30 protein-coding genes and 1 other RNA gene are annotated in these 20,229 nt (G+C 40.0%); 6 read left to right on the top strand and 25 right to left on the bottom strand.

What is annotated here, in order from left to right:
• The first annotated feature begins 11 nt into the window (after nt 1-11).
• On the top strand, nt 12-926 hold the full coding sequence (gene galU, locus HMPREF3112_RS00995; RefSeq protein ID WP_022496722.1) for a UTP--glucose-1-phosphate uridylyltransferase GalU: 915 nt from the start codon (nt 12-14) through the stop codon (nt 924-926).
• Nucleotides 927-971: 45 nt separating this feature from the next.
• On the opposite strand, the gene HMPREF3112_RS00990 is transcribed toward galU, so the two are convergent.
• From HMPREF3112_RS00990 to ffs, 7 genes are all read right to left on the bottom strand, one after another.
• Nucleotides 972-1,646, bottom strand: coding sequence for a rhomboid family intramembrane serine protease (locus HMPREF3112_RS00990; RefSeq protein WP_022496723.1), 675 nt, complete (start codon nt 1,644-1,646; stop codon nt 972-974).
• Entirely contained in the window at nt 1,637-2,164 is a 528-nt protein-coding gene (locus HMPREF3112_RS00985) for a 5-formyltetrahydrofolate cyclo-ligase (protein ID WP_070437487.1), read from the bottom strand. The genes HMPREF3112_RS00990 and HMPREF3112_RS00985 overlap by 10 nt, the downstream gene beginning before the upstream one ends.
• A gap of 68 nt (nt 2,165-2,232) precedes the next feature.
• Nucleotides 2,233-3,366 (bottom strand): N-acetyldiaminopimelate deacetylase, encoded by a 1,134-nt coding sequence (locus HMPREF3112_RS00980; protein ID WP_002891992.1) that lies wholly within the window; start codon nt 3,364-3,366, stop codon nt 2,233-2,235.
• Between the two features lie 76 nt (nt 3,367-3,442).
• Nucleotides 3,443-4,141, bottom strand: a complete 699-nt coding sequence (gene dapD, locus HMPREF3112_RS00975; RefSeq protein WP_048674201.1) for a 2,3,4,5-tetrahydropyridine-2,6-dicarboxylate N-acetyltransferase — start codon at nt 4,139-4,141, stop codon at nt 3,443-3,445.
• An 85-nt stretch (nt 4,142-4,226) separates the two neighbouring features.
• Nucleotides 4,227-4,979, bottom strand: a complete 753-nt coding sequence (locus HMPREF3112_RS00970) for an HAD family hydrolase (protein ID WP_048674203.1) — start codon at nt 4,977-4,979, stop codon at nt 4,227-4,229.
• 112 nt (nt 4,980-5,091) lie between these two features.
• The gene (locus HMPREF3112_RS00965) at nt 5,092-5,931 is read right to left on the bottom strand and encodes a methyltransferase domain-containing protein (protein WP_048674205.1); all 840 of its coding nucleotides are present in this window, start codon (nt 5,929-5,931) and stop codon (nt 5,092-5,094) included.
• A 15-nt stretch (nt 5,932-5,946) separates the two neighbouring features.
• Nucleotides 5,947-6,032, bottom strand: an RNA gene (gene ffs, locus HMPREF3112_RS00960) — signal recognition particle sRNA small type.
• A gap of 319 nt (nt 6,033-6,351) precedes the next feature.
• On the opposite strand from ffs, the gene HMPREF3112_RS00955 reads away from it, so the two are divergent.
• From HMPREF3112_RS00955 to HMPREF3112_RS00945, 3 genes are read left to right on the top strand one after another with little or no spacing between them, the layout of a single operon-like run.
• Nucleotides 6,352-6,510 carry a class IIb bacteriocin, lactobin A/cerein 7B family gene (locus tag HMPREF3112_RS00955; RefSeq protein WP_048674207.1) on the top strand — a complete coding sequence of 53 codons (159 nt, stop codon included), beginning with the start codon at nt 6,352-6,354 and terminating at the stop codon, nt 6,508-6,510.
• 19 nt (nt 6,511-6,529) lie between these two features.
• Nucleotides 6,530-6,697, top strand: coding sequence for a class IIb bacteriocin, lactobin A/cerein 7B family (locus HMPREF3112_RS00950; protein ID WP_002885883.1), 168 nt, complete (start codon nt 6,530-6,532; stop codon nt 6,695-6,697).
• A gap of 47 nt (nt 6,698-6,744) precedes the next feature.
• Nucleotides 6,745-6,999 carry a hypothetical protein gene (locus HMPREF3112_RS00945; RefSeq protein WP_048674209.1) on the top strand — a complete coding sequence of 85 codons (255 nt, stop codon included), beginning with the start codon at nt 6,745-6,747 and terminating at the stop codon, nt 6,997-6,999.
• An 84-nt stretch (nt 7,000-7,083) separates the two neighbouring features.
• Here HMPREF3112_RS00945 and tadA read toward each other — a convergent pair whose 3' ends face one another.
• From tadA to HMPREF3112_RS00910, 7 genes are all read right to left on the bottom strand, one after another.
• The gene (tadA, locus tag HMPREF3112_RS00940; protein ID WP_002885785.1) at nt 7,084-7,602 is read right to left on the bottom strand and encodes a tRNA adenosine(34) deaminase TadA; all 519 of its coding nucleotides are present in this window, start codon (nt 7,600-7,602) and stop codon (nt 7,084-7,086) included.
• Nucleotides 7,603-8,371: 769 nt separating this feature from the next.
• Nucleotides 8,372-8,764: a single-stranded DNA-binding protein gene (locus tag HMPREF3112_RS00935; RefSeq protein ID WP_002885697.1), complete on the bottom strand. Its 393-nt coding sequence runs from the start codon at nt 8,762-8,764 to the stop codon at nt 8,372-8,374.
• Nucleotides 8,765-9,192: 428 nt separating this feature from the next.
• Nucleotides 9,193-9,870: a CPBP family intramembrane glutamic endopeptidase gene (locus HMPREF3112_RS00930; protein WP_070437485.1), complete on the bottom strand. Its 678-nt coding sequence runs from the start codon at nt 9,868-9,870 to the stop codon at nt 9,193-9,195.
• A 267-nt stretch (nt 9,871-10,137) separates the two neighbouring features.
• Nucleotides 10,138-10,761 carry a YtpR family tRNA-binding protein gene (ytpR, locus tag HMPREF3112_RS00925; protein WP_070437481.1) on the bottom strand — a complete coding sequence of 208 codons (624 nt, stop codon included), beginning with the start codon at nt 10,759-10,761 and terminating at the stop codon, nt 10,138-10,140.
• Between the two features lie 31 nt (nt 10,762-10,792).
• Complete coding sequence (locus tag HMPREF3112_RS00920; RefSeq protein ID WP_002885713.1) at nt 10,793-11,317, bottom strand: hypothetical protein; 525 nt, start codon at nt 11,315-11,317, stop codon at nt 10,793-10,795.
• Between the two features lie 3 nt (nt 11,318-11,320).
• Nucleotides 11,321-11,635, bottom strand: coding sequence for a thioredoxin family protein (locus HMPREF3112_RS00915; protein WP_002887006.1), 315 nt, complete (start codon nt 11,633-11,635; stop codon nt 11,321-11,323).
• A complete protein-coding gene (locus tag HMPREF3112_RS00910; RefSeq protein WP_070437478.1) occupies nt 11,632-11,916 on the bottom strand; it encodes a DUF4651 domain-containing protein in 285 nt (94 codons plus the stop codon). The genes HMPREF3112_RS00915 and HMPREF3112_RS00910 overlap by 4 nt, the downstream gene beginning before the upstream one ends.
• Before the next feature lie 99 nt (nt 11,917-12,015).
• Here HMPREF3112_RS00910 and pepA point away from each other — a divergent pair, with 99 nt between their 5' ends.
• Both pepA and proC read left to right on the top strand, forming a co-directional pair.
• The gene (gene pepA / locus HMPREF3112_RS00905; RefSeq protein WP_048674213.1) at nt 12,016-13,083 is read left to right on the top strand and encodes a glutamyl aminopeptidase; all 1,068 of its coding nucleotides are present in this window, start codon (nt 12,016-12,018) and stop codon (nt 13,081-13,083) included.
• Nucleotides 13,084-13,098: 15 nt separating this feature from the next.
• Nucleotides 13,099-13,869 (top strand): pyrroline-5-carboxylate reductase, encoded by a 771-nt coding sequence (gene proC, locus HMPREF3112_RS00900; protein WP_048674215.1) that lies wholly within the window; start codon nt 13,099-13,101, stop codon nt 13,867-13,869.
• Between the two features lie 26 nt (nt 13,870-13,895).
• On the opposite strand, the gene HMPREF3112_RS00895 is transcribed toward proC, so the two are convergent.
• From HMPREF3112_RS00895 to comGC, 11 genes are all read right to left on the bottom strand, one after another.
• On the bottom strand, nt 13,896-14,558 hold the full coding sequence (locus HMPREF3112_RS00895) for a CPBP family intramembrane glutamic endopeptidase (protein ID WP_021144681.1): 663 nt from the start codon (nt 14,556-14,558) through the stop codon (nt 13,896-13,898).
• Between the two features lie 112 nt (nt 14,559-14,670).
• Nucleotides 14,671-15,117 (bottom strand): hypothetical protein, encoded by a 447-nt coding sequence (locus HMPREF3112_RS00890; protein ID WP_021144682.1) that lies wholly within the window; start codon nt 15,115-15,117, stop codon nt 14,671-14,673.
• A 77-nt stretch (nt 15,118-15,194) separates the two neighbouring features.
• Nucleotides 15,195-15,851, bottom strand: a complete 657-nt coding sequence (locus HMPREF3112_RS00885; protein WP_048674218.1) for a CPBP family intramembrane glutamic endopeptidase — start codon at nt 15,849-15,851, stop codon at nt 15,195-15,197.
• An 11-nt stretch (nt 15,852-15,862) separates the two neighbouring features.
• Entirely contained in the window at nt 15,863-16,060 is a 198-nt protein-coding gene (locus HMPREF3112_RS00880) for a helix-turn-helix transcriptional regulator (protein ID WP_002885716.1), read from the bottom strand.
• 250 nt (nt 16,061-16,310) lie between these two features.
• Nucleotides 16,311-17,504 (bottom strand): acetate kinase, encoded by a 1,194-nt coding sequence (locus HMPREF3112_RS00875; protein ID WP_048674220.1) that lies wholly within the window; start codon nt 17,502-17,504, stop codon nt 16,311-16,313.
• A gap of 56 nt (nt 17,505-17,560) precedes the next feature.
• On the bottom strand, nt 17,561-18,517 hold the full coding sequence (locus tag HMPREF3112_RS00870; protein WP_002887012.1) for a class I SAM-dependent methyltransferase: 957 nt from the start codon (nt 18,515-18,517) through the stop codon (nt 17,561-17,563).
• A 44-nt stretch (nt 18,518-18,561) separates the two neighbouring features.
• Complete coding sequence (comGG, locus tag HMPREF3112_RS00865) at nt 18,562-18,879, bottom strand: competence type IV pilus minor pilin ComGG (RefSeq protein ID WP_021144683.1); 318 nt, start codon at nt 18,877-18,879, stop codon at nt 18,562-18,564.
• The gene (comGF, locus tag HMPREF3112_RS00860) at nt 18,857-19,294 is read right to left on the bottom strand and encodes a competence type IV pilus minor pilin ComGF (RefSeq protein WP_002887014.1); all 438 of its coding nucleotides are present in this window, start codon (nt 19,292-19,294) and stop codon (nt 18,857-18,859) included. Before comGF ends, comGG begins: the two co-directional genes overlap by 23 nt.
• Nucleotides 19,281-19,511: a competence type IV pilus minor pilin ComGE gene (comGE, locus tag HMPREF3112_RS00855; RefSeq protein WP_013991265.1), complete on the bottom strand. Its 231-nt coding sequence runs from the start codon at nt 19,509-19,511 to the stop codon at nt 19,281-19,283. The genes comGF and comGE overlap by 14 nt, the downstream gene beginning before the upstream one ends.
• Nucleotides 19,512-19,542: 31 nt before the next feature.
• Nucleotides 19,543-19,971 (bottom strand): competence type IV pilus minor pilin ComGD, encoded by a 429-nt coding sequence (gene comGD / locus HMPREF3112_RS00850; protein WP_014632541.1) that lies wholly within the window; start codon nt 19,969-19,971, stop codon nt 19,543-19,545.
• The gene (comGC, locus tag HMPREF3112_RS00845; protein ID WP_003091889.1) at nt 19,931-20,197 is read right to left on the bottom strand and encodes a competence type IV pilus major pilin ComGC; all 267 of its coding nucleotides are present in this window, start codon (nt 20,195-20,197) and stop codon (nt 19,931-19,933) included. Before comGC ends, comGD begins: the two co-directional genes overlap by 41 nt.
• Nucleotides 20,198-20,229: the final 32 nt, after the last annotated feature.

The raw sequence follows: 20,229 nt of genomic DNA, 5'->3' as shown, positions 1-20,229 counted from the left end.
AAGGAGTTCTCATGAAGAATCAAAAAGTTAGAAAAGCTATCATCCCCGCTGCAGGACTCGGAACACGCTTTTTACCAGCTACTAAGGCCTTGGCCAAAGAAATGTTGCCAATCGTTGACAAGCCAACCATCCAATTTATCGTTGAAGAAGCCCTCAAATCAGGTATTGAAGATATCTTGGTGGTTACTGGTAAGTCAAAACGTTCTATCGAAGACCACTTTGATTCAAACTTCGAGTTAGAATACAACTTGGAACAAAAAGGTAAGACAGACTTGTTGAAATTGGTTAATGACACCACTGCTATCAACCTCCACTTTATCCGTCAAAGCCATCCACGTGGTCTTGGAGATGCAGTTCTTCAAGCCAAAGCATTTGTCGGAAATGAGCCATTCGTTGTCATGCTTGGTGACGACCTCATGGATATCACTAATGACAAAGCAGTACCTTTGACTAAGCAGCTCATTAACGATTATGAGGAAACACACGCATCAACCATTGCAGTTATGCCTGTACCTCACGAGGAAGTGTCTTCTTATGGTGTCATCGCCCCTCAAGGCAAAGGCGAAAATGGACGTTATAGTGTTGAAACTTTCGTTGAAAAACCAAATCCAGAGGATGCACCAAGTGATCTTGCTATCATCGGGCGTTACCTTCTAACACCTGAAATTTTCGGTATTTTGGAAACTCAAGAACCAGGTGCTGGAAATGAAGTCCAATTGACTGATGCTATCGATACACTTAACAAGACACAACGCGTCTTTGCCCGCGAATTTACGGGAGAGCGTTATGATGTCGGTGACAAATTCGGATTCATGAAAACATCAATCGATTACGCACTTAAACATCCTCAAGTTAAAGATGACCTCAAGCAATACCTCATTGACTTGGGACACAAACTTGAAGGCAAACCAGCTAAAAAAGACTAATATAAAAACCATCGAATATGACATTCGATGGTTTTTTCATATGACTTAAAAATAAGTGAATCCTAGAAGAACCAGCAATAGTAAAATGTAGGTTAAAAGAGCTGTAAAACGCCAACCTTTACTAAATAAGCGACTTTCGACCTTGTTGGCCAAAAAGATAGCTGCAAGAGCACCTCCAACTAAACCACCAAGATGGCCTGTAATCCCAACACTAGGTGTAAAAAGGTTGAAAATTAAGTTAATGACAATCAAAGCCAAGTAATTGCGACCTAACTGATTAAGCAAAGGACTATGACTGTAATAACCAAGAATCACAACAGCCGCAAAAAGTCCAAACAAGGATGTCGAAGCACCAGCCGCAATAACATTAGGCGTAAAAAGTAAGGTAAAGGCATTTCCCATAACACCAGCTAACAAATAGAGCCCTAGAAAACGTAGAGTCCCAAAAATCTGCTCAGCCATTTTCCCCATAAAGTAAAGGGCAAGCATATTAAATAGAAAATGCTCAACACCTATATGCACAAAAATTGGTGTTACAAGACGCCAGAGGTTCAGTGGGCTGTACTGAACAAAAGCACCGTACATAGCTCCCATCTTAAAAAGGCTCAAAGGCGAGGTCGCTTGAAAGCCATTTAAGAGATATTGACAGATGAAAGTCAGCGTCGTAAGCCCCAACAATAGATAGGTTGCTGGGTATTTCTTCCACTCATTTACTTGCATGTAACAACCTCCTTAACAGGAATATCATAGCTATCTGGTTGAAAATCATGTTTCTGGCAAGGATAAACCGTACTAACGGTCGCCCCTTCAAAATCAGACAAATAGCGGTCATAGTAACCTGCTCCGTAACCAATGCGATAGCCTTCATCATTGAAAACTACTCCTGGCACATGAATTAAACCAATCTCTGATTTTTCCACAGCCAAATCAGACACAGGTTCCATCAAGCCAAAAGAGGTTGCAACAAGATTATCTGGATCATAATCCACAAAAATCATTCGACCTTGTTTATATGTTTTAGGAATCAAAAGTCGTTTACCATCCTTTAAAGCCTGATTGATTAAAAGACTGGTATCATATTCATGAGGAAAAGACAAATAAGTCGCAATCACCTTAGCCTTTTTATAAGCAGGTAAGGCAATCAATTGCTCCAAAAGATGTTTATCTATCTTAGCCTTAGTCTCAGGTTCTTGTGAAGTTAATTGAGCCAAGACTGTTTTTCTAAGTTCATTTTTCATAGGTTTATCATATCAAAAAATCTACCAAAAGTCAGACTTGGTAGATTTTTTAGCTTTATCGACTCTGATTAGGCTTCTGCCTTGTGTTTAAGGAATTTTCCAATTTCAGCCACTGCAAAAGCGAGGGCATCTTCGTTTGGACTCATCTTAGGATGGTGAAGTGCATATGGCGTGTCGATTCCCAACCAGAACATGACACCAGGAACTTTACTAAGCAAATAACCAAAATCCTCTCCAGTCATAGCCGGTGGACAATCAATCAGGTTAACTTCTGGGCTAGCATCAAAGAAGGCCATCAACTCTTTGGCCAAGGCTGGATTATTTTCCACCGGAAGATAACCACCTTGTTTCAACATGATATCCACTTCCATACCAAAGCTAGCTGCTACACCTTCTGCAATCTGGCGCACGCGCTTCTGGATAAGGAGACTCATTTCCTGAGTAAGAGTACGAATAGTTCCATAAACCTCCGCAGTTTCAGCGATAACATTATTAGTAGTTCCTGCATGGAAAGAACCAAAGGTAACTACCCCACCTTGGATAGGGTCAACATTACGACTGACAATCGTTTGCACTTGAGTAATAAAGTAAGAAGCTGCTACAAGGGCATCATTGGCCTCATGTGGAAAGGCCGCATGTCCACCTTTCCCCTTGAAAGTAACGAGGACTTCACAAGTCCCAGCAAAAAGAGTACTTGTGTTAGTCGCAATATCACCCACCTTGAAATCTGGACGGACGTGGAGGCCATAGAACTCATCTGGCAACCAATCTCCAAAGGCACCATCTTCATACATAAGCATACCACCCGCTTCATTTTCTTCGGCTGGTTGGAAGAGGAAGAGCATGTTATTTTTAGGCTGTACTTGAAGCATCTGGTCCAAAAGACCAAGTGCTGTGGTCATGTGCATATCGTGTCCACAAGCATGCATACGACCTTCATGAGTAGACTTGAAGTCAAGATCTGTTTCCTCTACGATTGGGAGGCCATCAATATCTGTACGCCAACCAATGGTTTTTTCAGGAGCATGCCCGTGAAGATAGACAAGAATTCCTGTACGCCAAGTACGTTGCTCCACAAAGTCCTTCCCTTCAGTCATTTCGGCAATACGCTCTAAGAGGTAAGCCTGAGTTTTAAATTCTTCCAACCCAATTTCGGGAATTTGGTGAAGGTCTCGTCTGATTTTAATTAAATCAAGTGTCATGTTTTTACCCTTTTTATTGTCTTATTTTATAGAGAATCTAGAAATAGAGGCCTTACAGGCCTCTACTATCAATATGTTACAAGTTACGCAAAGCGTCTTCGAGTGCTGTTTTTTGTTGTGTTTTTTCATCGATTTCCTTGATGATACGAGCTGGAACACCAGCTACAACCACATTTTCAGGGACATCTTGAGTAACGATCGCTCCAGCAGCAACGACTGAACCGTTACCAACTTGAACACCTTCAATAACAACAGCATTAGCACCAACAAGAACGTTATCACCGATACGAACTGGGTCTGCTGAAGCTGGTTCAATCACACCAGCAAGGACTGCACCCGCACCGATATGGCTGTTTTTACCAACAGTAGCACGACCACCAAGGATAGCACCCATATCAATCATAGTACCAGCACCAATTTCAGCACCGATATTGATTACAGCACCCATCATAACGACAGCATTGTCTTCGATAGTTACTTGGTCTCGGATAATAGCACCTGGTTCAATACGTGCATTAAGGTGACGTTTATCAAGCAGTGGAACAGCTGAGTTACGGCCATCTTGTTCCACAACATAGTCCTTGTTTTCAGTCAAATTCGCAAGAAGTGGTTCGATATCTTTCCAGTCTCCGAAAAGAATGTTACCAAGTTTAGTGACAGAAGCTGGAACAGTAGTTGCCAATTCCCCTTCAAAAGTTACTTTAACATTCGTTTTCTTTTCAGCATTACCGATAAAAGCAATAATTTCTTGTGCAGACATTTTTTGTGCAGTCATGAGATTCTCCATTCACATAAAGTTAGGAATTATTATACCAAAAATTCTGATAATTGTCTTTGCTTTTGCCAAATACAGTGTATTTTTATGTAAAATTGGTCTTTAGAGTCTCTATATCAGTAATCACTCGGTCTGGCTTGATTGGGGAATTCTCCAGTTCTCGACGAGAATAAGGGAAGGTATTCAGCAAGATACTATCGATCCCAACTGCTTCAGCCACAGCAATATCAGTCGTCAAGTCATTTCCAATCATGACAGTCTCAGACGGGTTTAACCCATGATCATCCAAAACTTGCTTTAAAAATTCAGGTTGTGGCTTACAGATACCGGCATCCGAAGACAAGTAAATAGCATCAAAATAAGGTCTTAACGCCATTAGGTCAATCTCAGCGTTAGTAAAGGCTGCTTGAGCATTAGACAAGAGATAAATCCGACAGCCCTGCTCTTTTAGAAAGGCTAGCACCTCCTTGGTATGGGGATAAGCCGTCACATGTTTGCGAGATAAGACGCGAAAGACCATTGCTATCAATTGTCCCCAATCTTCCGGCTGATTAGAACTACTAGACTGAGGCCGAGCATCTACATAAAGCTGGTTAAAAATGTGGGCTAAATCAATTTCTGGATAAGCAACTCCTTTGAGATCTATTAACTCCTTACGGGCCTGATCCACGCGCTTAGCATAAGCCTTTTTAAGAGTCTCGCCCTCATAAGCCGCTCCATAAGCCTGATATAGTTGGCATAGTTTATCCCATAACACAGGATCCTTCTCATCGGTTAGGATATCAACCAAGGTACCATAAAAATCAAAAATGTAGTTCTTATAGGCTCTATTTTTCATCGCTTTTTACCCATTACTGAAACTTTCTTACTTATTGCTCTCATCATACTCCTTTTAGGAAGACCAAACAAGCTAACTGAGACATTTCCCATCAAAAAAATCCCAACGATTGTTAGGATTGCTTATCATCTCTAATACGGCCAATCAGCAGTTCTCCCGCAACGGTTAATTGCGTCACTGAAGTCAAGTCCAAAGTATCCTTATTGGCATGGAAGAAAAGAGGTGTCATCTCGGCAAATGTTTGAACATGCTCTGATGGCATAGACCAAGTCTTAGCAATCGTCACACGCTCCAAAAGGTCGCAGGACTCTTGAAAATGTTCCAGAACATCCTGGTTCGAATAAGCCTGCACCTCCGGTAACAATTGGCGAAACTCTTTAAGATGATCCTCATGAGGAATAACCTTAAAAATCAAGCCATGATCAGACAAAAGTCGTCCAAATTCTTGATAATTAGCTGGCGAAAAGATATCTAAAATCACATCGATACTGTGTTCACGTAAAGGCAATTGAGCCAAATCGCCAACAAACCAAGCTACATTTTTATGAGGATTTTGACGAGCCGCAAGAAGGATAGAATCCTTAGACAAATCAAAGGCCATGAAATCCTTGTCAAACTCTTGAGCCAACTGACGGCTATAATATCCCTCACCACAGGCAACATCTAGAACGTGCGAGTGTTCAGGAAGGTCACGCAAGCGCTCTGAAATCACCTCCAGGATAGGATCGTAATAGCCTGCCGCAAGAATCTGACTCCTCTTTTCAAAAGAAGCCATATCATAGTTCTTATCTCCCTTAGTCTGTCTCAAAAAATTGACAAAGCCCTGCTTGGCGATATTAAAGGTATGCCTATTCTGACAAACCAAGCTAGACAAATCCAAATGCATTGGCGCCTGACAGATAGGACACGCAAAAAGACTTTCTTGATCTTTAAAAACACTAAATTTGGCCATAAATCCTCCTTAACACAAAAAAAAGAGCACACACCTGAAATCGCTTAGGGCTGCTGGATTCCTCCCCTGACCCGCTTCACGCACAGATGTTGCTCCGAAAAATATTATACCATAAATTGAAGTGATTGCAAGTAGAGAACTTATGATAAGACTAGCTAGACCTACCCCTATCAATCCCTATTATTTACTTCGGTCAGTCTAAACTTCGATAAAACATAAGACTTACCGTGGTGACATTTATGTCACTACTTTTTTATTTCTCGACACCTTATAATAAATCCATAGCTTGAGGAAGTACCAAAAGCTAGTGACATGGCTGACTTTATTTAAAGGAGAAGTCATGTTTAACATATCTCTTAACTCGTGGTGAGAGGGTATGAGATTTAAAGACTCACCAAAAATAAAAAAAGGAGAATGACAATGATTAACAAAGAAATGAAGGTAGCTGACCTAGCCTCAGTAACAGGAGGCGGATGGAAGACCAACCTTGCCATTGGAGGGCTCTGCCTAACTTCAGGACCTATTGGAACTATGGTATGCCTTGGAGCCTACAATGGCTACATGGACTCTGCGCGATAAAAGAAAGGACATATGAACAATGACTAAGACCATTAACAATCGTAAAAACATGACTACTCAAGAACTTGAAGCTGTATCAGGTGGAGTGGTTCCTTGGGCCGCTATTTCTGTTGGCATTGCTGCTGCAAAACTAACTTATGACCTTAGCTATGCCGCAGGTAAATCTTTCTATAACCTCACCCACTAACTAACAGCACTCACCTGACATCTCAAAGATTTTGAGGATGATAACTCATGAAACATACAAAAAATCAAACAAATGATACTACTGCTAATCAATCACCTAAAATGAATAACTATTTGCTCGTAAAAATAGCTTTAGCTGGAATTATCAGTAGCTTACTTCTGATACTCCTAATCAACCTTATCTTTCATGTACGATTAGGAACACCAATTATTGATACTAATTTGAAGTCCGCTTTTGGTACTCTGATTCTCTTTATGCCTATTTTTCTTTTAACAAGAGAGAAAGAAAAAAATAAAGCATAGAAAGAGTGACCTAAATTGCTTTCAGGAAAACAAAAACTCATCTTCCATTAAAAAGTGCAAGGCCCTTTGGACTTGCACTTTTGTTTACATATCTTGCCTTGTTTCCAATTTAGCCAATCGTTTGGCTTCTTTTTTGCGTTCACGACTCTGACGGAAAAAGTCTTGCATAATCTTAGCACACTCTTCCTCCATGACACCAGTCTCTACTTCTACGCGATGGTTGAGACGCTCATCTCTTAGGATATCGTAAAGGCTACCCGCACCACCAAACTTTTGATTGCTTGCTCCATAGATCACTTTAGGAATACGAGCCAAGCCAATTGCTCCACTACACATGACACAGGGTTCAATGGTCACAAAGAGGGTACAATCTAACAAACGCCAATTGCCCACAGTCCTATTAGCCTCCTGAATAGCCATGACCTCCGCATGCATGATAGCTTGATTGAGCTCCTCACGTGCATTGTGTCCACGACCTACGACTTCGCCATCTTTAACGATGACACAGCCAATTGGGATCTCTGCTTTATCTAGAGATTTTTCGGCCTCCTTAAGAGCTTCAGACATAAAAAAGTCTTTCTCTTCTTGGGTAAAGTCAAGCATTTGTGTCACTCCCGTTCCAAGATTTGCGAGACAATATCTCGCTTAGTTCTTCTATTATAGCATAAGAAAAGTAATACCGAAGGCCTCCATTTTAAAGGACACAAAAAAAGCTAAGACGAATCATCCTAGCTTCAAACACATTAGTCTGGTGAGTCTTAGGAATCACACCAATGTGTTCCCCCAAGGCTAGACGAAAAGTCAACGACCGCTTAACATCCTAATTCATATGTCAGTCGGAGTGTCATAGTCAATTGTCTGTGAAATCATTATATAGGCCTAAGGCCTCACAACGATAAACAAAAATGCAACTGTCTCAAACAATTGCAAGGATAGCGTTATAGTTGTGATATTTCACACTTTCCTTCCAAACAAATAATGCCTACTATAAAAGTAACTTTTATAGCTTTTTCCTTACCCACCTATAGTTTATCATGAAACCTCTATCATTTAATTTAAAAATCGGTAATAAAATAATGATATACATTAGAAATAACTGTTAATTGTATGCATTGTGTTGAATATTTTGCTTAACATTTAAAACGTTGATATATCAACGTTTTAAGGCTTCTTAAACTATTTTTTCTAGTCTATCTACACTATTAAACACCTATCATCCTAAGTCTTATCTAATTTTACTGTTTATTAGTCTAACAAGTGTTTAATATTTTATCTTCAACAATTCTTCAAAACAAGGTATGGAACAAGATAATGATTTTTTAGAGAGGTTGCTTCAAAGATAGGAGACCTAGATAGCTAGTCAAAGGATAAACTAGAAGGGAAGTTCTTCTTCCAAGACGAGGTCAGCCAAGTCATTATCAGGATTATTTTCCCTAACAGCACGCTGAGCACGACTCTCCAGAAGTTGGAAAGAGGAACAAAGCACTTCAGTAACGTAATGAGTTTGACCATCCTTATCGTACTTACGAGTACGAAGCTCACCATCAAGAGAAATTAAACTCCCCTTGCTAGCATAAGATGCTAAGGTCTCAGCCAAACGCCCCCAGACAACCACTGTAATAAAGTCAGCCTCACGCTCACCATTTTGCGTCTTATAGCGACGATTAACCGCAACTGTAACACGTGTAAAAGACCTATCGCTAGCAGTTTTTACCATTTCAGGAGTCGCCGTCAAACGTCCAATTAAAATAACTTTGTTATACATTTTTTTACCTCCACCTATCTATTCGTAAGCAGAAGTAAAAAAAGTGACAGATTTTGAAAAAGCAAGAATAAAAATAAGATATATATATCACATTATTGATTTCAATTAAATAGAAAAAAGTAAAATCTATTCGGGTGAAAAGCAGGATGAGTTCTGCAATAAATGTACTTGTCACTAAATATTAGACATCTAAAGATGAGCTGAGCTACTAGCAAAGGAAGTAGGAAGCTTGGTATGAGCTGTCGATTCAAAGAACAGTTATCGCCATACAAACTTGTCATTAGTTTACTTACTCAAATCATCCTCTGCTGACCCAGAATTACCACTTAAAATAATTTTAACACTCCGTTTTGAAGTTGTTTTATTGATAGAAGAGAGACGAGAGTCCTTTGCCTTTTCTTTGTAAGCTGAAATAGTTTGGAATTCACTTATTGCACACTACCAATGACCAATACTATAAAAGATAAAATATTTCCTAGCACATGAACCATCAAGGGATAGTAAATATTTCCCTTTTCATTCACATAAATAATTGAAAGGGCTACTCCGCCACCTAAGTAACCAACTGCACTGACCCACTCTGATAAAGACAAACTGTGCATATGGGTCAAGGCGAAAACAAATCCTACCACACAAATGCTTAGCCAGCTTGGCAAATGTCTCTGTAAATAATGCAATAAAATTTGACGGAAAAAGAGTTCTTCCACCAAAGGTCCAATGATACAGGCGAAAACTGCTATCAGTAGTGGTTGTTCTTTAAAGGCGCTTTGTATATTAGCCTCGTTTAGTCCTTGTTCACTTAGTCCCAAAACCTGCCTCAATATTGCCGATAGTAGTCCAAAGAAAATGGTCACCAGGACAAGTAAGAGCCAGCCTTTTAAAACCCCCAAGAAAAATTTTCTTTTAGAACTTCTGACCTCTTCCCACTTTTTGAGCAATTCAGACTTAAATAAGAAGCAACCATACAAAAACATGATGGTATAAACTAAATAGGTCGTTAAAGAAGAAGGTAAGGGAGCATCAAATACTCGTATACCGTCAAAAACAAAGAGGACTGTATAGAGAATCATAAAAACAAGGACTCCCTTATGTTTGTTGTAAGCCATTGAACTTTCCTTTCTTTTATAATCATCACCAAATCTGAGTCTGACAGATAAATAAAACACAACTTGATTAATAAACTTGAAGCCACATTTTTTAGATAATTGCTCGGATAAAGTTGTTTTGGCAAATAATAGAGATTGAGAGCAATACTATTATATTTTGATGATGAACTTGGTAAGCATAAAGAGGTTCTCGAAATTTTGAACCATTTGCCAAGACGAGCTCTCCTAAAAAAAAAAGCGGTATATACTTACCGCCCCTTTTACTATTTACCCTTTCCAGTGTTTAGCTGGATCAAAAGCCTCTCCGACTACTGCTAAATCATCAAGTTCAATGATTCCACGTTTTTGTGGGGCATTTGGAAGGGCCAACTCACGTGGGGCACACATCATACCATAACTATCTTCACCACGAAGTTTTCCTGGGAAGATAAGGGCACCGCTAGGCATCATAGCACCAGGAAGAGCTACAATAGTTTTAAGCCCAAGCGCTGCGTTTGGTGCTCCTGCAACGATTTGGACCTTCTTATCACCGATGTTCACTTGGCAGATGTTAAGGTGATCGCTATCTGGATGTGGAACCATTTCATCAATTTGTCCAACCACAAAGACTGGTCCTTGTGTGTTTTCCAAACGCTCTTCAAAGCCCTCTTTAGCCAATTCCTCGTTCAAGACAGCTACATCTTGGTCTGACAAGAAAACTTGACCATTACCTTCGATATTAATGAGGCTTGATGCTTCAAAAATATTCCAAGCAAGAGTCTTACCTGTTTCATCAGCTGTGACACGCGCCACTTTACCTTTACGTTCTACGCTACGTTTGATGTCCTTAGTATCTTCCAAGATAACCAACAAAACGTCACCAACTTGTTCCTTATTGTATGCAAAAATCATGGGTTCTCCTTCAATAGTTCTTTTATAGATTTTAAAATCGACTGACATGCCAAGAATCGTCATTACTACCATAGCGATAACTAATCTTGTCAATTTTCCAGTCACTCTCTGTTAATTTTACGATAAATTGTTTATGGTACCAAAAGTCATTCCCATAAGAAAATTCGAGAAACATCTTAGCCTTACTCTTCATAATAAACTTAACTCGACAGGGCTCTAACACAAAATCATAGGTGCCTGGAGAACCAAAAGAAGCTGAAAAACCTCTTTTATAACAGTTATCAGTCAAGTGTTTTTGAGCTAAAGGAGTCAACTTCTCTTTAAATTCATCAAATAACTCCATTTCTCCAGGAATAGTTTGATGTGTAGGAAGATTATTTTCCTTTTTGTAGGTGTTTATTTCTTGGTGTTTTAGGAAGATATCACTTTCAATTTTGGAATGCTCTACTAAAATTTGGCATAATTCTTCGATGATCTCCTCATTTTTTTCTGTCAGATACTTTTCTTTAGTTTCTGAAATATCAAGAGAGATATTAGGAAAGTGATTGATTTTCATCTTTTAAATCTCCGACAAAAAGGCATTGATTTCTTCTTTGGTTTTACGAGCTTTATTGACCAAGCGTCCCAATTCCTGACCTTTCTGAGTCACGACAAAACTTGGAATACCAAAGATATTCCAAGTTTGTGCCAAAGCCATATAATCATCACGGTTAACACGCACAAAGGTCATATCTGGATGGAGGGCTTCAATTTCAGGCATAACGGGATAGATAAACTGGCAGTCTGGACACCAATCAGCAGTGAAAAAGAAAACCACCTTTTGATCACTTTCAACATAGCTTGCCAATTCTTCAAGATTCTTAGGAATAATCATGCCTGCTCCTCCTCATAGGTCAAGATATCCTCTGCATAAACAAAGCTATAGGAACGTCCATCCTCTAAGACGATACCTCCTGTAAGCTCTGGATTCTCCTTATCAGTGGGATTTGTATAAAGGACTGCAATGGTCCCCAGGTGAGATAATTCTTGTCTAATATCTTGGATTAATGCAGCCTTCTTCATTTCTGCACGTGACTGTCTATACTTCTCTGCCATTGCCAAGAGACCTAAAGCTCCTACGCCTCCAGCAAACAAGGCCAATGTTTTACGTTTCATAAGAAACATTTTACCATAATTTTAGACGAATGGGGAGAGGCTACCTATCTCTTGAGAATCGTGCTAAAATAGTAGCAAGTACTACTCAAGGAGGATTTTATGACTACCCTATTTGACAAAATTAAAGAAGTAACCGAGCTCAGTGCTACTTCAGGCTTTGAAGCTCCTGTACGCGACTACCTTCGCAAAAACATCACCCCACTTGTAGATGAGGTCCAAACAGACGGTCTCGGTGGTATTTTCGGTATCAAGCATAGCCAAGCAGAAAATGCCCCTAAGGTGCTTGTGGCTGCCCACATGGATGAAGTTGGGTTTATGATTAAGGAAATCAAAGCAGACGGGACTTTCCGTGTCGTCGAACTTGGTGGTTGGAACCCACTGGTTGTCAGCTCACAACGCTTCACCCTACACACTCGTGACGGTCGTGTCTATCCTGTCATCTCAGGTTCAGTGCCACCTCATTTCTTACGTGCTAGCGGTGGAGCTTCAAGTCTTCCTAGTGTTTCTGATATCGTCTTTGATGCTGGTTTTGCCAACCAAGAAGAGGCTAATGCCTACGGCGTTTTCCCAGGTGATGTCATCATTCCTGAATCAGAAACGATTCTCACAGCCAATCAAAAGAATGTCATTTCTAAAGCTTGGGATAACCGTTATGGTGTTCTCATGATTCGTGAACTCTTGGAAAACGTTAAGGATCAAGAACTCAATAATACTCTAATCGCTGGTGCCAATGTTCAAGAAGAAGTTGGTTTACGTGGTGCCCATGTCTCTACCACTAAATTTGATCCTGAAGTTTTCTTTGCAGTGGACTGTTCTCCTGCAGGAGATATCTATGGTAATCAAGGTAAGGTAGGCGATGGTACCCTTATTCGTTTCTTCGATCCAGGTCACATCATGTTGCCCAATATGAAAGATTTCCTTTTGACTACAGCTGAAGAAGCTGGTATCAAATACCAATACTACTGTGCTGCGGGCGGAACAGATGCTGGTGCCGCTCACTTGCAGAATGCTGGTGTTCCATCAACAACTATCGGTGTTTGTGCCCGCTACATTCACTCGCACCAAACCCTTTATGCGATGGATGACTTCCTAGAAGCACAGGCCTTCTTACAAGCTATTGTTAAGAAGTTGGATCGCTCAACAGTAGATTTAATTAAAAACTACTAAGACAAGGAGTAACCCATGATTATAGGTTTTATCGGTGTCGGAAAAATGGCGACAGCCATTATCAACGGCCTAAATACAAGCTCACATCGTATCATTATTTCAGGGTCTTCCTTGGCTCGTTCACGCCAGCTTGCAGAGGAACTAGAGGTTGAAGCGGCTGCTTCCCATCAGGAATTGTTGGATAATGCTGACCTGGTCATCCTTGGTATCAAACCTCAAATGTTTGACAAGGTACTAGCCGGTCTCAATTTTCATCAACCTATCATAAGTATGGCTGCTGGAGTGACCTTAGAACGCCTTGCTTCCCTCACCAGTCCAGACCTTCCTCTTATTCGTATCATGCCGAACCTTAATGCTCAGATCCTCAAAAGCACTACTGGTCTTTGCACTAATGATAAGGTATCCGAGGACCTTTTGGCAGTTGCCAAGGAAATCACAGACAGTTTTGGAACCACTGTTGAATTGGCTGAGAAAGACTTTGATACCTTTACTGCCCTAGCAGGTTCTAGCCCTGCCTACATCGCCCTCTTTATCGAGGCTCTAGCCAAGGCTGGTGTCAAAAATGGCCTAAGTAAGCAGGTCGCTCTGACCATTGCCACACAGACGGTTCTAGCTACTGCTGAAAATCTCAGTCTTGGTAGCGACAGTCCACATGATCTTATTGACAAGGTCTGTAGCCCTGGTGGGACTACTATCGCCGGTCTCATGGAACTTGAGCGTACAGGCCTCACCCATAGTGTAGTTTCAAGTATTGATACAACCATTGCTAAAGCCAAAAAACTATAAGAAAAAAGCTCGGAATCTTCCGAGCTTTATTTGATATATGGCGCTAAAAATTGTAAGAGTAACAACATTGAAACCGCAATACTATTGTTAATGATATGGGCCATGATACAGTACTCTAACTTTTGAAACTTACGATATGCTATTCCAAGGGCAAGACCCATACCTGCATATACAATCCAAACACCGATACTATTCGGCATATGAACAAGGCCAAAAAGTAAACTACTAACAATCAAGCCAACAATAGAATCTGGATTAAAGACGCGTCCCATGAGGAGCCCGCGAAAAACCAGCTCTTCCACAATTGGTGCCATAATTACTGTAAACGTTATGAGAAGGAAGGGATTCATATGGGCATTTTCTATGGCTGCCTGATTGGTGCTATTACTAACACCTTCCATCATCATGACTATAGAACCAATCCTAGTAACGATATAAATACCTAGGTAGGTCAAGCCAATCATACCCCAGGCCTTCAGGGAAGAAAGGGCCTTAAAGCCTTCGAAAAGCCCAAGATGTTTTCCTAAGAAAAGAGCTCCTGCGCTCATAAGAAGCAAGACAAAAATTAAGAGACAGACCAGCCTTATATCTTTGACACCTAAATAGATGGTTGGAACTTGATCAATAATTAGTATTAGGAAAGCTAGTAAAAAATAAAGAAAGCGTTTGAGAATTGACCCTTTGTTCATGAGAATCCACCTCTTTTCATCATTTATTTGTATCTTTATTATAATACAACGAAACTTGTTTGACAAGACAAAAAGAAAACGAAAGAGGAGTTTTTCAAGATAATATAGGCTCTTATCCTATTTTAGATAGGATGAGACGAATAAGAGCAAATCCCAATACTAAGCCATAGAGCAAGACTGATAAGACTGTAACATATGGCAACTGAATATTGACAAAGGCATATAGGGCAATCAAAGCAAAGATAAGCAAAAACTCTAAAATCAGAGTTGCAACTGCTGTCGCCATTAAAATCTGTTTATTTCGCTCATCATAGGCAGCAATATACATCTGGTGAAGACGTTTAGGATGAGTAAGCGTCGCAAAATAATAGATTGACAAAACATAAACCCCAATGGTAAGTCCTAAAACTAAGCCTAGAGCATAATCACTAAGACTGTTAGAGCGAACAATAAATAATCCCAAAATACCCAAAGAAAAGAAAGAGCAGGCTACTCGTGTAATGTATTTCTTAAATTCGGCCTCTGTTTTTCTATTTCCTAATAACATTTTTATTAACATATCTTAACACTCCCTTTATTATCCTTTATAAGAGCAATATAACTTTTTTCACTGACAACTTTAAACACTTATTCACCTTAAACGAAAAGGCTGAGTAGTACAACTATGCTATTGTTTAAGATATGGACACCCATACTGTACTCGATACGCTTAGTCTTATAATATGTTATCGCAAGACCAGCTGACATAATACCATAGATGACAATTGTCTGAAGCGTAAATGCTGAGTGACCAGCCATAAAGAGAAGACTGGAAATAACAAGACCCGTCTTAAAGTATTTTCCAAAGAGCACCTTGGCTAAGAGTCCTCTAAAAATGATTTCTTCCATAATCGGAATAATAAAACCGGCGACTACTAGGTAAAGATAGAATGGTACGTGGGCAAAGATAGCATTTAAAGCATCTTGATTTTCCATAGTCGCATTGTGTGTTAACTGACCAATAAAATACCCTAGAAGATCACCTAGGAAAAAGATGACGAGATTAAGAGAAGCAATCGCAACGAGACGTCTCCAATTAATCTCTTTAAGCGATAAGAGTTTAAATCTATAAGCAATCACGATAAAAATAGCCAAACTCCCTAATGCCCAAATACCGTAACCTATTTGCTCCACAAGTGAAAACTTACCATCCTGAGTAAGTAGCGGGAAAGCACCTAATAGTGTTAAATCTAAGATTAGTAGAGTGAGCGCTAAAACAATAACACCAATTTTCTTCATGACTTGTTTAAACATATCTTTTCTCCTTAATCTTCCTCAAAAATAAAGACTTCTTCAATAGTCTTTCCAAAATATCTAGCAATTTTAAAAGCCAGTTCCAACGACGCATTATAGCGACCTTTTTCGAGTGAAATGATGGTCTGCCTCGTGACCCCCATCTCATCTGCTAACTCTGCCTGACTAATCTTATTAGCCTTGCGAAGTTCCTGAATTTTTGTTTCCATGTGGCACCTCAACCTTATCGTTTATTCTCAAATAGTTAAACTCCTTACTTTTCTTTGTTAAGTTAACTTTACATTTATAGTATAGTTCACTTTACATGTTTTGTAAAGTCTTTTTTACATTTTTTGTAAAGTTTTCTTTACTTATAGAATTACACATAAATAGAAATATTCGAATGATTCTGTCAGTGCATTCAAAAAAGCTAGCCAATCACTCGGCCAACTTTTCTGGTCTTATCAAATTTTTGATAACTTATTTAGTTTTAAGGCGCTCAACATCACGCGCAATCACCAACTCTTCATCTGTTGGGATAACAAATACTTTAACAGCTGACTCTGCTGTTGTAATGTCGCCTACATGTCCAAAGACATTCTTTTCAGAATCCACTTCAATACCAAACCAAGTGAGACCATCTAAAACTGAAGCACGAACTTCCGCAGAGTTTTCACCAATACCTGCTGTAAAGACGATAGCATCCGCTCCGTTCAACACACCGAAGTATTGAGCAATGTATTTACGCAAACGATCCACATAAAGATCATAAGCTAAGGCACATTTTTCATCACCAGCATTCTTACCAGCAATGATATCACGCATATCACTTGATTTTTCAGAAATGCCAAGAAGGCCTGATTCCTTATTAAAGACGTGACGGATACGCTCAGCATCTGCCATCTCAGGTTCACGGTCAATAACAAATGGAATAATCGCAGGGTCAAGATCCCCAGTACGTGTTCCCATCATAACGCCACCAAGTGGTGTCAACCCCATTGACGTGTCTACTGATTTACCACCATCAACGGCAGTAATAGAAACACCATTTCCCACATGGGCTGTGATAATCTTAGTTTCTTCAATTGGCTTACCTAACAACTTAGCTGCTTCTTGAGAAACATATTGGTGGCTAGTTCCGTGTGCTCCATACTTACGGACTTGGTAGTCTGTATAGTAACGATTAGGCACTGGATAACGGTAGGCCACTTCCGGCATAGATGTATGGAAGGCTGTATCAAAAACAGCAACACTTGTAATATCTGGGAGGAGCTCCTTAAAGGCACGAATCCCTGAAGCTGCACCTGGATTGTGTAAAGGTGCTAAAGCTGACAATTCTTCAATCTTAGCCAAGGCATCTTCATCCACCAAGCTTGATTCTTTGAAATATTCTCCACCAGCAACCACACGGTGACCAACACCTGTAATTTCATCATAGCTCTTGATAATATCAAAACGAATCAAATCATCAAGCAAGATTTTTACTGCCTGAACATGGTCAGCAATATCTAGAGTTTGCGATTCTGAACGGTCATCAAATTTTACTGTTGAAACAGAATCTTTCAAGCCGATACGTTCAATCAAACCCTTAGCAAGAACAACTTCATCTGGCATCTCATATAGTTGCCATTTCAAGCTTGAGCTTCCTGCATTAATTGCTATTGTTTTTGTCATAAGCCACCTCTTTGTAAAACGCTTTCAATAATATAGTCTTATTCTAACATGTTTTGCTAGAAAATGGAATTATCTGATTTCCATTTTTGGAAATTCTCTGTAAAATCTTTGAGGACCTCTGGGTTTTGCAAATCACTAAGTGGATAAACGAAGGTCTCAGGAGCATTTTCAGTTTGTTTTTTAAGCACAAAGATAGACTTCATGTTATGTTTATTGCCAAAAGCTGCTTCTGGAAGAGTGATAACGGCAATAATATCAGCATATCCTGATAGCCATTTCTTAAGCAAATCACTTTGTGGGCTTGTCAAAAGATTAGTTGGTGCCAAAAGAATAGCAATACCATCTTTCTTCAGGTACTTGAGTGATTGCTCCATGAGAAGGTGATGGGCATAGGTGTGTTCACCGGTTGCTGCAACCTTGAAACGACTCGCAATTTCATCATTAGGGTAGTAACCAACAGGTAGGTCACTAATAATAACATCACTCTCTTTGAGAATATGTGGTCGAACAGCATCTTCTTGAATGTAAACTGCACTTGAATTCACCACATCAGCAATACTAGCTGACAAATCGATAAGAAGATCGTCAACTTCCATTCCCATATAATTAAGGGTTTTCTGACTATTATTTAGAAGAGTTTCAGCCAAGTTTCCTGTCCCCGAACCAATCTCCAAAACATCTAATTGGTCGTCCTTGGTCAAACCTTCGAGTAGGTAGAGGATGATAAATCCAATAGCATCAGGTGTAAACTGGTGATTGGCTTGTAAGGCTTCCAATTGCCCTAGCTTGATAAACAAGAACTGAAAAGCACGACGCCACTCCTCTTTGCTTAGATTAAGGGCACGTAATTTCTCGTTGTTTTTGATGATGACTTCATTAGCTACCTCAGCCCCCAAATAATAGGAATTTTGCTCAATAAGCGCATCGTAAGCATGGGTTCCAAGATCATTTTCAATGGTTTGGACATTTTCTAACAACAGCTCAAAGGCTGTCTCAATTGCTTCAAAATTCATGATTTCCTCCGTCCTTCTATCATATCAAAAAGGAAAGAGAATTTCTATTTCTGCTCCTGCTTCTTCACATAACGATAGGTCTTGATTTGGCCTTTACTGGCAACTCTAACAATCACTTGTTTGTCCTTAACCTCGTAAGTCGTAGTTCCCTGGGAAAAACTAAAAGCACCTGCTTCCTTGTCCGCCAAGTCCATGGTCATCTCTGCCATGAGACGACTCTGACTGGAGATCATTTGCGCTTGGTTCTGCCTAGAGCTAGCAACCACCCGCTCCAGATAAACATGCAGAAGAAGTGTGAAAATGCCAGCCATAAAAAGAGCGTAGAGAAGAACGCCTCCCCTAACCTGTTTTTTCAAAAGCATAAACAAAACTCCTTTGTAGCCCATTTTTAAGAGTCACTTGGATGGTGACTATCTGGTTATTTTGACTAATTGTACTAGCTTTTACATTGAAAAGCATTGGTTGGTAGCCTCGACCGTCAGCATTTGTTTTTCGAAAATCAGTAGCACTTGAAAGGCCAAAAGCCAGGTCTTGATTATCCTGCTTGACATAGAGCTTGTTCCCTTCTACCTTTACCAACTGACAACCTTCTAACTCTGCCTCCATTTGTTGAACAAATAGAAGCCAGTCTTGGCTTTCTTGTTGCTTGACCTGCTTAACATTGCTCACCAATACTGTGGTCAGACCTTGATAAACTTGAACTGAACCAGCAATCACCAACAAGGCCACTAGACACTCCAAGAGGGTAAAAGCACGAACCTTGCTATTGAGAGACATGAATAATCTCCTTTCCTGATTCATAAACCGCGATACCTTGCTTGCTACGTTTTACTGTCACTGTGATGCCATTTAAGGTCAACTGATCCTGTTTGGTCTGAACTGCCATGGTTGCCACACTCAAAACCTCCTGTTGGTGGAGATTCCTAGCCATTAGCCTACGATTGGTATTAATCTGATCCAAGATAAGACCACTGACGAGTACTAAGACAGCCATTGCTATCAAGCTTTCGATAAGAATATAGCCTCTAAGAGACCGTCTTTTTATATTTACCGCTGCCCATGTTAAGCTGATAGGTCACCACCTCCTTATCACTTGAAAAACGAATCTTGGTGAGGCTAGAGTTGCCTCCTTTGGCATCAAATACTAGCGTCTGCCCCTTATCCAGATGTATATTTTTAGGAATCACCAGACTTGATTTTCCGTTACTGATTTTATCCTTGGACAACTGCAATTCAACATTGGACCCTTCCGCCGCTGCCAAGCGCTGACTATCTCGGTATAGGTACTCAAAGCGCAGATAAAAAAGATTAGTCTCAACCTGCTGAAAAATACCTGTGACTGAGCCTGATAAACTCAGAGTGAGAAAGGCAACCACTGCTAGAGTCACCAGACTCTCCAACAAGGTAAAGGCTCTAATTGGCCACTGAGCGGCTTTCGCCACCATGTTTCGCATAGTAATCATTGTATGAATCTGCCTGTTTTTGCGTGATTTGACCTTCTGAAACAAGAGCGGCTAAGCTAGCTGTCTTGTTATTCTTCATTTCATAAAGTTCTGCTTGAGAATCCACGACCTTGACCACAGCCGCATTTCCAGTCTCTTTAACAGAATCCTTCTGCTTGCTCAAGTTAGGTACAAAGAGCAAAAGGAGAATACTGATAATGAGAAGCACGACCAGCATTTCAATCAAGGATACTAAAATTCTTGATTGAG

Origin of the sequence: Streptococcus sp. HMSC10E12, from assembly GCF_001807855.1 — a bacterium.
Taxonomy (GTDB): domain Bacteria; phylum Bacillota; class Bacilli; order Lactobacillales; family Streptococcaceae; genus Streptococcus; species Streptococcus salivarius.
This window is presented reverse-complemented; position numbering and strand designations above follow the sequence as displayed.